This window comes from Geomonas diazotrophica (genome assembly GCF_019063885.1).
Classification (GTDB): Bacteria; Desulfobacterota; Desulfuromonadia; order Geobacterales; family Geobacteraceae; genus Geomonas; species Geomonas diazotrophica.
Map to the genome: position 1 here is coordinate 521,788 of NZ_CP077684.1, position 15,676 is coordinate 537,463.

The window sequence follows — 15,676 nt, forward strand, 5'->3', positions numbered from 1 at the left end:
GGGGCTGAACCAGGGAAAGGAGACGGCCATGTCAGGACATCATCTTATCGAGCATATCAAGGCAAAACCGGTGCGGAGAGTGGCCCAGGTCGCGGCGGCAAGTGATCTCTCATGGAACCGGGATCAGGTAGCCCACAACGTCGAGCAACTGCATGTCCTTTCCCGCAGGGGGCTGTGGGGGGTACTGCTCTTCCTCGCCCTGAGCGCGGCGGCACTTCTGCTCAGCCAGGGGACCGTGCCCGCCGTTGCCCAAGCGGAGCTGGAAGCCATCATCGGTCCTTTGCCGTCGGTCGACCTGCTCAACCTTGTCCTCGGTGTCTCCTGGCTGTCCGCCCTGGTGTTGATCCTGGGGCGCAGGGGGAGCGACGGCAGACCGGGGTACAGCTGGTGCAACGTCGGCCTCCCCGCTGCATTCTACCCGCTCTATGTCTTCTGCGACACGACCGGCACCTACTTTCCTGTCGTTTTCCTTGCCGGCCTCGTCTTACTGCTGCTGGAACACTGCTTCGTGGTAAGCTACACCGCCAAGGCGATCAAGGAGGAGACCGCCCGCCTGGAACGCCTGCGCGATTGATCCTTTTGTGCAGGAACGGCCCTCCATGCACAACCGGCCACTCGATTTCGAGTGGCCGGTTCTTTTTTACCCGCGGAAAGGGGCCGAACTTCGTCTCTCTAGCCGTGCTGATGGCAGGAGTCGCAGTTGCCGTTCACGGTGAAGGCGGCCTTGCCGTCGTGACAAGCGCCGCAGGACTTAGCCTTTTTCATCTCGTCCATCGAGACCGGCTTGCCGCCGCGCTTGGTCGGGAAGGTGCCGCTGTGGCAATCCTGGCACTTGTACATGCCCAGGTGGTTGCTGTGGCTGAACTTCACGTCCCCGACGTCGGCAACCTTGAACTTGATCTCCTGAACCGGATGGCACTTCTCGCATTGCGAAACGGCGAAGGCATCCTTGGCGTTGTGGCAGGCGCCGCAGGACTTCCCTTTCTCCATGGCCGCCATGGTGACCGCCTTGCTCGAACCAAGCGGGAACAGCTTGGTGTGGCAGGAGCTGCAGCTGTAGATTTCCACGTGCTTGCTGTGGCTGAAGACGGTGGGCCCGGTCTCCTTCACCTTGAAAACGACCTGCTTGGGGGAAGGATGGCAGCCGTCGCACTTGGCGACGCTGAACGCCTTCTTCCCGTTGTGGCAGGCACCGCACGATTTCCCCTTCTCCATCTCGGCCATGGTTACCTGCTTGTTGGGGCCGGTCTTGTAAAGGGAGTTATGGCAGGCGTTGCACTGCATGGTTTTCAGGTGCTTGTTGTGGCTGAAGAGCACCGGCCCGGTCTCCTTCACCTTGAAGGTGATGTTCTTGACCTGGTGGCAAGCCGTGCATTTGGCGACGCTGAACGCCTTCTTGCCGTTGTGGCACTTGCCGCATGATTTCCCCTTGTCCATGTCGGCCATGGTGTACTTGGTTTTGGCCGCGCGCGGATTCTCATGACATGTCTTGCAGCTCACGTTCGGGCTCTTCTCCGTTTTCTTCTTCAGGTGTTTGTTGTGGCTGAAGACCACCTTGCCCCCGCCGTCGGTCTGGTAGGTGATGTCCTTCAGCTCGATGGCGTATGCTGCGGAAGATCCTACGGCTAACGCGGCCAGGACAATGAACGCCGATTTGAATCTCATGGTTTTCCTCCTTTGACGGTGTATTGGATTGACTCCTTATATTTCTCCCCTGCGAGATCGGTTGCTGGGAGCGGCAGGACGCCAGCCGCACTGCTCTGCTGCGACGGATAAACCGGCACGAGATCTCTTTAGCATTAGCCGTGCCTGATTTTTCAATTAAGTGTAAGTTGATGTAATCACAGGAGTGTTTCGAAGTGGGGTCGATGGGCGCGGCCCGCGGCTGTATAAGGAAGCTATACACTCAATCGGGTTGAGTGATGGCAAGTTGCTAGAAAGTAATGTGTTTTATCCTGATGGGAGGTGCCGCGCGGTGGCGGCTGCTGTATAGCAAACATATACGAACGTCGCAGCCGAGCGCTTAAAAGAAGAGGGCCGCCGGCGCTAAGCCCGCGGCCCTCGTTTCCGGCTCCAGGTCTGGGCGGTCATAGCTGCCCCGTGGCAACGAGGATGATGTGCACCAGGATGATCTTGCCGATGGTGGCAAAGGGGAAGACGCAGGCGTACCCCTGGTCCGAGAGGTCGTTTCCGGTTTGTTCCTTGATGTAGCCCAGGCCGGGCGTTGAGGTATGCATCCCCGCAACGATGCCGACCGCCAGCGTCATCGGCAGCTTCATGATCTTGTGCGCGATGAAAAGCCCGAGGAAGGCCGTGACGGAGGTGACACAGACGCCCGTGATGAAGATGCTGCCGCCCCCCCCGTGGCTGAGCGTGGTGAGCAGGCTGTAGCCGGAGCGGGTGCCGATGCCGGCCAGGAACAGCACCAGCCCCACCTGCTTCAGCACCATGCTGGCGCTGTAGGGGAGGCTCCAGACCATCTTGCCGGTCCTGCCGAAGGTCCCCAGCAGGATCCCCACGATGAGCGGCCCTCCCGCGAAACCGAGCTGCATGCTCCCTCCGCCGGGGAAGGGGAAGGGGATCAGGCCCAGGACCAGCCCGATCACAAGCCCCAGGCTGAAGGTCATCACGTCCACCTCGCTCACCCTGCGGTAGGAGTTGCCGAAGAAGGCGGTCACCTCGTCCATGCAGGTCTTGTGGGCCAGCACCCTGACCACGTCCCCGAGCTCCAGGACCATCTCCGCCTCGGGGAGGAACTCGTTGTCGCCGCGGCGCACCAGCGTGATCACCTCTCCGAAGCGCTGGTCCTGGTGCAGCTCCCCTATGGTGCGCCCAATGGCCTGGGGGCTCGAGACGAAGATCCTGCGGTACTCGTACTCGGTGCGGTCCAGCCCCAGGCGTTCCTTGCTCCTTCTCTCCCCGAGCACCGTCGCGATCTTCTCGATCTCCTGCGGCGCCCCGGCCACCATCGCGAGGTCGCCCTGCTGCAGCACGGTCCCGGGACCGGCATAGAAGAACTCCTCCCCCCGCTTGATGCGGCTGAAGATGACCTCGCAGTCGTTCGACTCGTTCAAAAACTGAACGGTCATGTCGGGCGGATCCACCCTTTGCACCTTGATGGTGCAGTGCACCAGCGACTTGCGGTCCTCGGGCTTGCGCAGCACCTTGAACTCCGCCTGGTAGTCCACCTTCCAGATTTTCTGGCAGACGTTGATGGCCAGCATGAGGCCGATGACGCCGATCGGGTAGGCGACGGAGAAGCCGACCACCGGTTCGGCGAGCAGCGCCTCCAGCATGTCCGGCGGCGCGGTCTGGCGGATCGACTCCAGCGCGCCGCCCAGCGCCGGCGAGGCGGTCATGCTGCCGCAGAAGATGCCGGCGGCGATGCCGGGCTTGATCGCGAAGTACTTCTGCAGCGCGACGCAGAGCGCCGCCGAGGCGCAGAGCACCCCTCCGGCGAGCACGTTGTTCATCACGCCGTTTCGGCGGAAGGTCGAGATGAAGGAGGGGCCGGCGGAGAGCCCGACGGTGTAGACGAAGAGCGCCTGTCCCATGATGTACACGATGGCAGGCGCCTTCATGTCCGGATGGAGCATCCCGAAGGCAAGCCCTACGAAGAGGACGGCGCCGACGCCGAGGGTGATGCCGTACACCTTGATCTTCCCCAGGGGATAGCCCAGTGCTGCGACCATGAGCAGAAGCATCAACGGGTTCTCGAGGAGTATCTTGATCATGATTGCCACCTCTGTCGCTGGCGGGCGCCGCAACCCCGCCCTGATGAGCCTCACGCTCCCCTTGCTATTCGCTCAGCTTGAACTGCCCCACGAGCTTTTGCTGCTCCTCCGCCAGCCGTGACAACAGCAGCGCCGCCGACGCCGACTCCTGCGCGTTCTTCGCGGTGTCCTGCACCACCTCGTTGATGCTCTGGATGTTGTTGCTGATCTCTACCGTGGTGGCGGTCTGCTCCTCTGCTGCCGTGGCGATCTGGTTCACCTGCAGGGTTACCGAGCCGATCTGCTGCAGGATCTCCTCCAGGGCGGCGCCGGACTTCGCCGCCTCGACCGTGCCCTCCTCCACCCGGCTCACCCCCGACTGCATCACGCCGATGGCGCCCTTGGTCTGCTGCTGCACCGCCTTGATCATCTCTCCGATCTCCCGTGTGGCGCTGGTCGTCCTCTGCGCCAGGGCGCGCACCTCGTCGGCCACCACGGCGAAGCCGCGACCCTGCTCTCCCGCGCGCGCCGCCTCGATGGCCGCGTTCAGCGCCAGCAGGTTGGTCTGGTCGGCGATGTCGTTGATGGTGTTCACGATGGCGCCGATCAGCTCCGACTTCTGTCCGAGGTCGCCGACGGTGACCGCCGAGGCGCGTACCTGATCGGCAATCTGGTTCATGCCCCGGACCGTCCCCTTGACGACGTCGGCGCCGGCGACTGCGGCGTCGTTGGCCTGCTTGGAGCCTGCCGCAGCCTGCGTGCAGCTCACCGCGATGTCGTGGGAGGTGGCCGCCATCTCCTCGCTGGCCGTCGCCACCGTGGCCGCCTGCCCGGCGACCCGCGCCGCCCCGGCCGCCATCTGCTCGGCGGCGCAGGAGAGCTGGGTCGAGGTCGAGGCGACCTGCGTGGTGTTCTGCGATACCCGGGAGATGACCTCGTGGAAGTGCACGACGATGTTGTTGATGCTGTTGCAGATGTCGCCGATCTCGTCGTTCGAGCCGGCCTTGATCCGCCTGGTCAGGTTGCCGTCGGCGATCTCTGCGGTCACCACCTTGGCGTGGGAGAGGGGCTTGGTGATGGAGGCGATGATGCGCAGGCTGATCACCAGCGAGATCGCGATCACCGCGATGGAAACCGCGATCATCACGTAGGAGAGCAGGGTGGCGTTGTCCACCGCGTTGCGTACGCCGGTGAGGATCTGCTGCTGGTTCTCGCCGATGCTCTTCACCTGCTCCTCGCTTCTTTGCGCCTGCTCGCGCGAAATGCCGCGCGCCGACTCAAGCGCCTTCTGCATGGCGGCGTTGCTCCTGATCACCCCGAGCTTCGTGCTCTCTATCTTCTGGATCGAGGAGGAGGCGCGGCGCACGGTTGCCGAGACGTCGGACATTTTCTGTGCGAGTTCCTTCTGCCCCGAATCGAGCAGGACCTTTCTCGCCAGGGCGATGTTCGCCTCGATCCTCTTGCGGGTCTCCGCGAGGGTCGCGGTGAGTCTCCCCACCTCGGCATCGGTGGAACTGAGCATGATCTGCCGCACGCCGGAGTTGAGCTCCTTCACGTCGACGCTTATGTTGCTTCCCGCCTCCACGACGCTGTTGGCCGCGTTCTGGAAGCCAAGCGACGAGACCACCTTGTTGCGGTCCTTTACGATCTGCAGTTCCAGGGTGTCGATGGTGTTGAAGATCTTCTGGCTGTTCTCCTCCAGGGGCTTCATGATGTCGCGCGCCTTGTTGGCGTAGTGCTCGGCGTCCGCCTTCTCCGGGTTGTTCAACATCTCCAGCTTGAGGGCTATCAGCCCTCCTTCCTCGGCGCCGATCTGGTTCAGGATGTCGGTGGCCACCCCCTTGACCTCCCTGATGGCCGGGTTGTCCCCCTGGTCCGCCTCGATGTTGCGGGTCAGCTCCACCGTGTTCTTCAGGCGCTCCCTCAGGGGGGCCACCTTGAACTTGTTCTTCACAAGCTCCAGGTCGCTCAGGATGATGTTGATGTCCTTGAGCCGGCTTTGCAGGGTGAGGAGCTTCTTGATCGAGCTGTTCACCTGGAGGTTGGCGGCCTGCGAGGAGTTGATGTTGGAGAGGGCGCTGCTCCCCATCTGGCTGATCTGCTTGCGCAGGCCTGCGACGCTCTCTTCGGCCTTCCGCAATTCCGAGTTCACCGTGGCGATCTCGTTCTTGAAGAGGGTCATGTCCTTGAGTCTCTGGGAGGCGACCTGGACCACGGTCTTCTCTATGTTGCGCAGCACGGCCGTGTCCACGCCGCTGGACGCGGCGCCCCCTTTCACGATCTCGTCGTTCAGCTCTTCCATTCTCTTGATGCGGGTGGTGATGGCCTCCGAGAGGTGGGTCACCTCGGCCGGCTCCGTGGTCATCTCGAGTCGCATGAAGTCGGCGGAGACCTTTTCCACCGTCTGCTGCAGTTCCAGCATCTTCAAGTGCAGCGGCGTCGATTTGCCGGTCAGAATCTCGATGCTCGACTTGACCTTGGCTATGGAAAAGAGCCCGATCCCGGCCAGGACCGAAATGCCGACGATGGTCAGCGCGATGTTCCCCAAAAGCTTGCTTTTGACGGTCATTGCCACCCCCGCAGTAAGGTTGCAGCACCAATAAAACCGGTGCCGCGCAGGACGCGGCACCGGTCATCCGCTCTTCTTGGTCCCCCTTTGCTTACTTGAGGGAAATGAGCTTGTCCCCCTTCACCACCTGCAGGTAGACGTTGTCCTGCCCCTGGTGGTTGTCCTGGGAGAAGGTCAGCCTGATTCCTCCCATGTCCGCTCCCTTCATGCTCTCGTATGCCTGGATGAATGCGGCCTGGGTGGGGGGATTGCCTGCTTTTTCGAGGGCCATGATCATCGACTTCGCGGCCATGCACCCCTCCATGCTCACCGTGTTGAAGCCGACGTCGTCCGGGTTCTTCTCGATGGCCTCCTTGCACTCCCTGGTGATCGGCAGCGACAGGTCGTCCAGCTCCGGAACAACCTGGCTCATGATGACCCCCTCCGAGGCGCCAGGCCCCACCGCCTTGACGAGGTTCATCCCCCCCGCGAAGGAGCCGGAGGCGAGGTAGGCGGTGACCCCTTCCTTGCGCACCAGCTTGATGAACTCCGCCCCCGGCTTGTACACTGCCCCGACGACGATGGCGTCGGGCTTGCCGGCCATGATGCTGGCAAGCCCGGCGGTGACCGCCACGGTGTTCCTCTCGAAGGAGCCCTTGGATACCAGGCTCAGGCCGTGGCGCTTGACGGCGTTCTCGGTCGAGGCGAGGATGTCGGTGCCCAGGCCGTCGTTTTGGTAGAAGACCGCGAAGCGCTTCGCCCCCTGCTTGACCAGTTGGTCCACGATGCGGTCCACCTCCTGTTGGTAGCTTGCCCTGATGTGGAACACCTCACGGACCACCGGCGTGCGCAGTTCGGTCGCGCCGGTCCTGGGGTTTATGTAGGGGAGCTTGTATTCCCTGACCACCGGAAGGCTCGCCACGCAGTTGGAGGTGCCCACGGAGCCTACCACCGCGAACACCTTCTGCTCGTCGGCGAGCTTCAGCAGGCAGTCGATGGTCTTGTCCGTCAGCATCTGGTCGTCCAGCGAGACCAGCTCCACCCTGCGGCCGTTGACACCCCCCTTGGCGTTCACCGACTTGAAATAGGCTTCCACCCCCACCTTCATCCCCCTTCCGGAGCCCTTGTTGGCGCCGGTCTGGTCGTTCACCATGCCGATCTTGATCACGTCGCCCACCGGCCCCGCTGCATGTGCCGTCGGGACGATCATCATCAGCACCACGGTCAGGAACACCATCTTTCTCATGACATCCTCCTCTTCTCGGGTAGGGCCTGCAGGGGGGCGCGAACCGGGGCGGCGGGCGGGGATCGATTCGCCAGCAGTCATGCAGCCTTATCCGCGCGGGCCTCCCTGCCTGGGGCCGTATTAAAAAACTTTAAAATAATATCCGCTAATGATTGCTTGGCAAGCCGATCTCTTAGGTACCGTTACGGCGTTCTTCCGGTGCGATCATGCAAAGGATGGGGCGCACTCGGCGCGGGGGGGAAATAAATGAGGAGGAAAAAAAAAGGCCTCGTCTGTCGAGGCCTCGGGCGGTACTGGTACTGGTGCGGGCAGGATGCGTGGATCAGCCGAAGATGCGTTTGAAGGGTCCCTTCTTCTCGGCCTCGCGGCGCTCCTTGATCAGGCGCATCCCTCCCTGGGCGTGCGGCTGGTGCGGGTTCAACTTGAGGGACTTTTGGAATTCCCCCTCGGCCAGCCCGTCCCTTCCCTCGTCCAGCAGCATCCAGCCACGGAAGGCGAAGGCGTCGGCGTTGCGCTCGGCCTGCAGGCTCTTGGAGAGGAGCATGCGGCACTTCTCCAGGGCCCCCTGGGAGCGCTGGTTGCCGGGGTTCTTGTAGATGGACCAGGCGAGGTAGGCACTGGTATGGGCGTCGTTGGGGTCGAGGGTGTAGGCGTCCTGCAGGGCGCGTTCGGCGTTGGCGAAATCCTCCATCTCCAGGAATACCTTGCCCGATTGGAACTGGATGCGCGCCTGCAACTCGTCCTCGCGCTTGCCTCCCAGGCCGACGGTGTCGGCGTTCAGCATCTCGTCGTAGCGCTCCTTGGCGATGACGCTCGAGAGGGTGTTGTAGGCGTTGGCATAGTGGGAAAGTACGTCCTGGGCGCGTCCAAGCGTCGCCCCGGAGAGCTGCATGAACTTTTCCGGAGAGTACTCCCGCGTCTTGGCGAAGTAGGCCTCCTTGAGGGTGGCGAAGCTGAAGTTGCCCGGGGTCATCCCGAAGATCTCGTAGTAGTTCTTGTCCTGGATGGCGGCGTAGTCCCGCTGCACCTCCTGCTCGAAGTCGATCTCGGTAGACGACAGCGGTGCCGCCATTCCCTTCTTGCCGACCACGAGCTCGATCGATTCCGATACCTCGTTCACCAGGTCCTCGAAGCTGACCGCCTCCGCCCGCCGCTCGGCGACTTCCTCGATGGGGCGGTTGAAGAGGAGCTTCTGCGGGAAATCGGGGTGCTGCTCGGCAACCGGCGTCGCCGGGAGGGACATCATCCCCATGCGCGCCAAAAGGTCGAGCAGGGCCGCTCCCCGGGCCGGGGTGTCGCAGTCGGAGAGGATGGTCGCCACCGTCTTGCCCTGTCCCAGTTGCTGCAGCAGGTCGACCTCTTCCGGCCCCATGTTGAGCAGGTTTGCCAGGCGGTAGTATTGCGTGGTGCGCACCGGGTAGAGCGCGCCGCGGCCGGCGAGGTAGGGGGCGAGGTCGAAATTGGCGGTGCCTGCGGCCTGGTGCAGCAGGCGCGGCAGGGAAAGGGGGGTGAGCGGAAGCTCGATGCCGGCGATGTCCGGTGTGAACCGGGGAGACTGGTTCTGCAGCAGCGCCTCCACGAGGGAGCGGAACAGGAACAGGCGGGATTGCTCCAGCAGGTCGTCGTAGCCTATGAGACCGGCTTCCACGAGCGGCAGCCGCCCAGGGCGGGCCGGGGGGAACTGCTCCAGGTCGGCGCGCTGCAGGTGGTTGCCGGAGACCAGAAACGGCACGAAGCTCGGTGAAGAGAAGCTGGCGGGCTCGCCCCCCACCACGAAGATCCTGGTCCCGCCGCGCAGCTCGAGCATGCCGTTTCGGCCGCTTCCGTACAGCTCCAGGAGGAGCCGGGAAATATCCTTGCGGGCCGGTCCCTGGTCCAGGGCCCCCTGCACCGCCTTGAGGAACTCGTCCTTGCCGAAGGGCTTCTCAAGGTAGGCCTTGACCCCGAGCTTGGTAGCGGCACGGGCGTACTCTTCGCCGCGAAAGACCCCGGTCATGATCACCACGGGGAGTTCCTTCAGGGCCGCGCTGCGGCGCACCCGCTGCAGCAGCTCCACGCCGTTCATTCCCGGCAGCTTCAGGTCGAGCACCAGGAGGTCGAAGCGCTGCGCCTGCAAAAGCGCAAGGGCTTGGTCCCCGCTGGCGGCGCTCTTCACCTCGAGCCCGCGCGCCTCCAGTACGGTGCGCAGCATCGCGGAGAGACGCTCATTGTCCTCCACCAGCAAAATGCTGCCCGTCATCTAGCTTCCCCCTTGCGAGGCCGCGGCAGGCGCCTTCAGGTACTTTTGCACCGCCTGGTTGTGGGACGCGAGGTCCTTGGAGAATTGGTGGCTGCCGTCGCCGCGCCCCACGAAGTAGAGGTAGGGTACCGCGGCAGGGTTGAGGACCGCCTCGATGGCGTCCCTGCCCGGGTTCCCGATTGGCCCCGGCGGGAGGGCCGGGATCAGGTAGGTGTTGTACGGGGTCGGCTTCAGAATGTCCTCCCGTCTCACCTTGCCGGCGAAGGCCCGCACCCCGTAAAGGGCGGTCGGGTCGCTCTGCAGCCGCATGCCGAGCTTCAGGCGGTTTTGGAACACGGCGGCGATGAGCGGCTTCTCCGCCGGAAGCACCGCCTCCTTCTCAACCATGGAGGCCATGGTCAAGAGCTTCTGCACCGAGACCCCCTTGGCCCGGGCGCGGCCGTCCACCGATTCCTTGAGGTACGCCTGCTGCCGTTGCACCATCTCGCGCACCACCTCAAGCTCGCTCTTACCCGGAAGGATGTTGTAGCTCCCGGGGAAGAGGTATCCCTCGGCGCTGGAGGCATCGATCCCGAACTCCTTCAGCAGCGCGGCATCGCGGCAGGCGGCCAGGAAGCTGTCCTTGCCGAAGATGCCGCGTTTTTCGAGCATCTCCGCCACCTGGTAGCTGGAATATCCCTCGGGGAGCGCGAAGATGCGCTGGTACACGTCGCCGTTGATCATCTTGGCGAGGATCTGGCTGGGGCGCATGCCGTCGTCGAACTGGTAGTAACCCGCCTTGAGCCGGGCGTCGCCCCCCTTGATGCGCGCGTAGAGGGTGAAGAGGCGGGCGCTGGAGACGATGCGGCGCGCCTCGAGGTCGGCAGCCAGCGCCTTAAGCGGGCGACCCTTGCCTAGTTCGACGATCTCCACGCGCTTGCCGTCGCCGGAGGGAAACAGCAGGAACCGGGAGAAACGGGTGATGGGTACCAGGGTGACTATCAGCAGCAGCGCGAGGCAGAGTTTGCGCTGCCGTAGGAACATATCTTTTAGGCTGGAAGCTAAGATGGCACTATCCTATGCAAAACGGTGCTTTTGCTAACTCAGCACTAGGTTTAGGTGAAATCGGCAACTGTGTCAAGGCCAAATGCCCTGGGCGGGTAGGGGGAACCGTTGTGATTGACCTTGTTTAATAATATTTTTTTTAAAGACAGTGGGGCGATTCCATTGTATCATATCTGACTGTGCCGCCCGGCCCGGGAGCGGTCCACCACTACAATAGGGCTGACGAGGTGCTTGATGAAGCAGAGATTTATTAACTCCGACTATTTCCCGTTTCAGATCCAGATCTCTGCCGCTTGCGGCGATCGGATCGCCCTGCGCAGTATGCTCGAGGAGCTGGGAGACGTGCCTGGCATCATCTACGCGCGCCGGGTGGCCGGCAAGCTGAACAAGCAGCTGGCACCGCACGAGGCCGCCATAATGCCGGGGTTGTTGCATCTTTATTCCATCCTGAGCCGGGTCTACCGTTACGTGATGGGGCAGTACTGCGCCAACCAGCAGCCCGGCGTGCTGGCAGCGCTCGTGGCCCAGGCGGGGTATCCCGACTTCGGCGGGGATGCGGGGAGCGCGCTGCAGCGTTTCCTGGAGCTGTTCCCGTCGCAGCAGATGGTGCTGGGCAACGACACGCCGCAAGGGTTCCTGGCCGGTGACGACGAGGAGCTGGCACGCCGCCAGGCGCTCTCGGCGGAACTGCTGCTCATGATGCTCAACGGGGAGAACCGGGCCCTGGACCAGTTCCGCCGGCTCTTCGACGCCTCGCAACTGGCGGAATCTTCCCCCTACCTCAAGGTGACCTCCGAGCTGGACCGGCGCCTGGCCCAGGCCCCCCCCTTCGAGCCGATCGGGATTTCGCTTCCGGAGCTGCTGCGGGCTCCGATGAAGGCCGCCCCCGACTCGCTTGCCGGGCAGATCGCCTACATAAGGGAGCACTGGGCCTCCCTCCTCCCGCCGGAGCTATTGACGGAGCTGGTCACCGCGCTGGACATCGTCTCACAGGAGGGGCGCGCCTTCTTCGGCGGCCCGGGCGAGCCCAAGGTGCTCCGCTTCGGCCGGGGAGCCCGCGGCGGCGAGGACTACCCCGAGTACGAGCGCTTCTCCCTGGACGCTGATTGGATGGCCAACGTGGTCATGATCGCCAAGATGGTGTACGTCTGGCTCGGGCAGCTTGCCAAGACCTACCAGACCGAGGTGAGGACCCTGGACCAGATCCCGGACGCCGAGCTGGACCGCCTGGCCGGCTTCGGCTTCAGCGCGCTCTGGCTGATCGGCATTTGGGAGCGCTCCCCCGCTTCGCAGCAGATCAAGCGCATCGCCGGCAACCAGGAGGCGATCTCCTCCGCCTACTCGCTCTACGACTACGTGATCGCCCACGACCTGGGGGGCGACCTGGCGCTGGACAACCTGCGGCGGCGCTGCGCCGCCCGCGGCATCCGTCTCGCGAGCGACATGGTCCCCAACCATACCGGCCTCTACTCCAAGTGGACCGTCGAGCACCCGGACTGGTTCATCCAGCTCGACTACCCGCCGTACCCCGACTACCAGTTCAACGGTCCCGATCTCTCTCCCGACGGGCGCGTCGGCCTTTTCATCGAGGACGGCTACTGGGACAAGCGGGATGCCGCCGTGGTCTTCAAGCACCTGGACCGCGGCAACGGCCGGGTGCGCTACATCTACCACGGCAACGACGGCACCTCCACCCCTTGGAACGACACGGCTCAATTGAACTACCTGATCCCCGCTGTGCGCGAGGCGGTGATCGGCACCATCCTCCACGTGGCGCGCCAGTTCCCGATCATCCGGTTCGACGCGGCCATGACACTTGCCAAGAAGCACTACCAGCGACTTTGGTACCCGCTGCCGGGCCAAGGCTCCGGGGTTCCCTCGCGCGCCGAGCACGGCATGGACCGCGCCAGCTTCGACGAGGTCTTCCCCGCCGAGTTCTGGCGCGAGGTGGTGGACCGGGTGGCGGTGGAGGCGCCGGACACCCTGCTTCTGGCCGAGGCCTTCTGGCTCATGGAAGGGTACTTCGTCAGGACCCTCGGCATGCACCGCGTCTACAACTCGGCCTTCATGAACATGCTGAAGATGGAGGAAAACGCCAAGTACCGGCAGACGTTGAAGAACGTGCTCGAGTTCGAGCCGGAGATCCTGAAGCGTTTCGTTAACTTCATGAACAACCCTGACGAGCGCACCGCTGTGGAGCAGTTCGGCAAGGAGGGGAAATACTTCGGCGCCACCGTGCTCCTGGTCACCATGCCCGGTCTCCCCATGTTCGGCCACGGTCAGGTCGAGGGGTTCCACGAGAAGTACGGCATGGAGTACCGGCGCGCCTACTGGGACGAACCGGTGGATCAGCACCTGGTGGCCCGCCACGAGAGCGACATCTTCCCGCTCATGCGCCGGCGCCACATCTTCTCGGGGAGCGAGCAGTTCACCCTGTACGACTTCTACGCCGGGCAGAGCGTCAACGAAAACGTCTTCGCCTATTCCAACCGCAATGACGGCGAACGCGGCCTGATCCTGTTCCACAACGCCTACGCCACCACCGCCGGCTGGATCCGCAGTTCCTGCGCGGTCCTGAGGAAAAACGCATCGGGGGGGAACACCCTGGCGCAAACGACCCTGGGGGAGTCGCTCGGCTTCAAGGGGGACGGGCGCCACTACTACAGCTTCCGCGACTACGCCACCGGTCTTTCCTACCTGAGAAACGGCCGCGACCTTTGCGACCAGGGGCTCTTCGTCGAGATGGGGGCCTACGAGTACCACGCCTTCCTCGACTTCCGGGAGATCTACGACGACGATTACGGCACCTGGGGCGCGCTTTGCTACCGGCTCAAGGGCGCCGGGGTCGAGAACCTTGATGACGAGGTCAAGAAGGTGCGCTACGCACCCCTTCACGAGGCACTGAGGCTGTTCCTGTCCAAGGCCGCCGTGGTGCTGCAGGAGCCGGGAATCACGCCGCAGGCCTGCATCGCGCCGCTCGAGCCGCTGCTCGCCTCCTTCTACAAGGCGTTGGCGCCGGAGGCCCCGGAAAAGGCGCAGCGCGCCCTGCTGACGACCTTTGGCGCCGAGTTCCTGCGGGGCCTGCAATCGGTCGAGGAGGGGGAGCTCCTTCCTGCGGAGCGGCTCCTCTTCTGCGCCTTCCTGGCGCTGCACCGGACCGGCAGCCTGAAAGAGGGGGAGAGCGCGCAGCTCTTCGAGGACCTGGGGCTGGTGCACCCGGCGGTGCAGCTCTTCCAGGGGCTCCCCCCGGCGGACCCCGAGCAGGTGATCGACCTGCCGCCGCACAGCTTCGGAAAGCTGCTCAGGCTCCTGCTGCAGCATGAGTCGTTCTTCTCCAACTGCCGCGCCGTCGGGTTGACCCGCTGCTGTGCCGCCCTCTTTTCTGATGTGCCGGCGGCCCGCTTCCTCTTCCTGCATGAAAGCGGCGGCGCGCAGTGGTTCAACAAGGAGCGCTTCGAGCTGCTGGTGGACTGGCTGGCACGGGTGGAGTCGTACGCGGAGCCGACTGAAGCCGAGGCCGAAAAGGCCGGGGGCGAAAAGGCCGGGGGCGAAAAAGGGGGCGAGCTGCCCGGTAAGGCCCTGGCAACGCTCATGAAGGAAGGCGCGGAGGCTGCCGGATACCGGCTCGACCAGCTAATGAGCGTTTTGCAGACCGGCTTCTGATTTTTCCGCGTTACCTGTTAGAATCAGAGCTGGCGCTTGATCATCCGGAGCGACCTTATCTATCGCATCATGAAAGAGAGGGGAGAGCAATGGCGGTCATCAATACGGCACTGCAGGACAACGTAGGGACCATCACCTTCAACGATCCCGAGCACCGCAACATGCTCAGCGGCGCGCTCATCGACGAGATGCTGCAGTCGATCGGCGCCTTGCAGAAGGGGAGGATGAGGGTGCTGGTGATCCGGGCCCCCAAGGGGTCGAAGGTCTGGTCGGCCGGGCACGACGTGCACGAACTGCCGCTGCCGGGGCGCGACCCGCTCTCATACCACGATCCGCTGGTGACCGTGCTGCGCTCTATCCAGAGCCTCCCCATCCCGGTCATCGCCATGATCGAGGGGAGCGTCTGGGGGGGCGCCTGCGATCTTGCCCTTTCCTGTGACATCCTTATCGGCTGCCCCAGTTCCTCGTTCTGCATGACGCCGGCGAAGATCGGCGTCCCCTACAACGTATCGGGGATCCTGCATTTCATGAACATCATGGGGGTCAATTTCGCCAAGGAGATGTTCTTCACGGCGGAGCCGCTCTCGGCGGAGCAGGCGAGCAAGGCGGGCCTTTTGAACCACCTGGTCGAGGCCGATCAGCTCGAAGAATTCACCTACAACATGGCCCACAAGATCACCAAGAACAGCCCGCTCTCGATCGGGGTGATCAAGGAGCAGATCCGGCTCCTGGCCAGCGCCCACCCGCTCTCGCCGCTCACCTTCGAGCGGGTGCAGGGACTTCGGCGCACCGTCTACGACAGCAAGGATTACGCGGAAGGGATCAAAGCCTTCCTCGAGAAGCGCCCGCCGGCCTTCACGGGCGACTAGCCCGCTGTCCTCCAGGCTTGACCGGTGTTACTCCCTCTCCCCCCGGGAGAGGGAGGAGTGAGGGTTGCACCAGGCGAATCCTCCCTGCGTGGCGATCCCCTCACCCGGCCTTCGGCCACCCTCTCCCGGAGGAGAGGGTAATGGCGTTGAGGATAGAAAAAAGCCCGACCGTTTGACCCGGCCGGGCTTTTCAACGTGCACCTGTAGGGGCGAATAATCATTCGCCCGCCCCTGTTATTCCTCAGCCTTCTCGAAGTTCCCCTTCTCCTGGCACTGCGGGCACTTCTGGGGCTTGCAGCGACCTTCCTTGGTGTACCCACAGCTCTTGCACTTCCACGTCGCCATAACTACCTC

At 63.6% G+C, this 15,676-nt stretch carries 10 protein-coding genes; 3 read left to right on the top strand and 7 right to left on the bottom strand.

What is annotated here, in order from left to right:
• Positions 1-28 precede the first annotated feature (28 nt).
• Complete coding sequence (locus KP003_RS02300; RefSeq protein ID WP_216497293.1) at positions 29-574, top strand: hypothetical protein; 546 nt, start codon at positions 29-31, stop codon at positions 572-574.
• Between the two features lie 98 nt (positions 575-672).
• Here the strand turns inward: KP003_RS02300 and KP003_RS02305 are convergent, their stop codons facing one another.
• The 6 genes from KP003_RS02305 to mltG all read right to left on the bottom strand — a co-directional run bounded on the left by KP003_RS02305 (position 673) and on the right by mltG (position 10,769).
• Positions 673-1,665: a cytochrome c3 family protein gene (locus KP003_RS02305; protein WP_216497292.1), complete on the bottom strand. Its 993-nt coding sequence runs from the start codon at positions 1,663-1,665 to the stop codon at positions 673-675.
• Between the two features lie 422 nt (positions 1,666-2,087).
• The gene (locus KP003_RS02310) at positions 2,088-3,734 is read right to left on the bottom strand and encodes an aspartate:alanine exchanger family transporter (RefSeq protein WP_217300244.1); all 1,647 of its coding nucleotides are present in this window, start codon (positions 3,732-3,734) and stop codon (positions 2,088-2,090) included.
• Between the two features lie 64 nt (positions 3,735-3,798).
• On the bottom strand, positions 3,799-6,282 hold the full coding sequence (locus KP003_RS21590) for a methyl-accepting chemotaxis protein (RefSeq protein ID WP_216497290.1): 2,484 nt from the start codon (positions 6,280-6,282) through the stop codon (positions 3,799-3,801).
• A 91-nt stretch (positions 6,283-6,373) separates the two neighbouring features.
• The gene (locus tag KP003_RS02320) at positions 6,374-7,507 is read right to left on the bottom strand and encodes an ABC transporter substrate-binding protein (RefSeq protein ID WP_216497289.1); all 1,134 of its coding nucleotides are present in this window, start codon (positions 7,505-7,507) and stop codon (positions 6,374-6,376) included.
• Between the two features lie 322 nt (positions 7,508-7,829).
• Positions 7,830-9,746, bottom strand: a complete 1,917-nt coding sequence (locus KP003_RS02325; RefSeq protein WP_217300245.1) for a response regulator — start codon at positions 9,744-9,746, stop codon at positions 7,830-7,832.
• Positions 9,747-10,769 carry an endolytic transglycosylase MltG gene (mltG, locus tag KP003_RS02330; RefSeq protein WP_216790400.1) on the bottom strand — a complete coding sequence of 341 codons (1,023 nt, stop codon included), beginning with the start codon at positions 10,767-10,769 and terminating at the stop codon, positions 9,747-9,749.
• Between the two features lie 255 nt (positions 10,770-11,024).
• Here mltG and KP003_RS02335 point away from each other — a divergent pair, with 255 nt between their 5' ends.
• Both KP003_RS02335 and scpB read left to right on the top strand, forming a co-directional pair.
• Positions 11,025-14,453, top strand: coding sequence for an alpha-amylase family glycosyl hydrolase (locus tag KP003_RS02335; protein ID WP_216790402.1), 3,429 nt, complete (start codon positions 11,025-11,027; stop codon positions 14,451-14,453).
• Between the two features lie 89 nt (positions 14,454-14,542).
• Positions 14,543-15,322: a methylmalonyl-CoA decarboxylase gene (gene scpB, locus KP003_RS02340; RefSeq protein WP_216497285.1), complete on the top strand. Its 780-nt coding sequence runs from the start codon at positions 14,543-14,545 to the stop codon at positions 15,320-15,322.
• 234 nt (positions 15,323-15,556) lie between these two features.
• Here scpB and KP003_RS02345 read toward each other — a convergent pair whose 3' ends face one another.
• Positions 15,557-15,667 (bottom strand): RCKP-type rubredoxin-like domain-containing protein, encoded by a 111-nt coding sequence (locus KP003_RS02345; protein WP_216497284.1) that lies wholly within the window; start codon positions 15,665-15,667, stop codon positions 15,557-15,559.
• Positions 15,668-15,676: the final 9 nt, after the last annotated feature.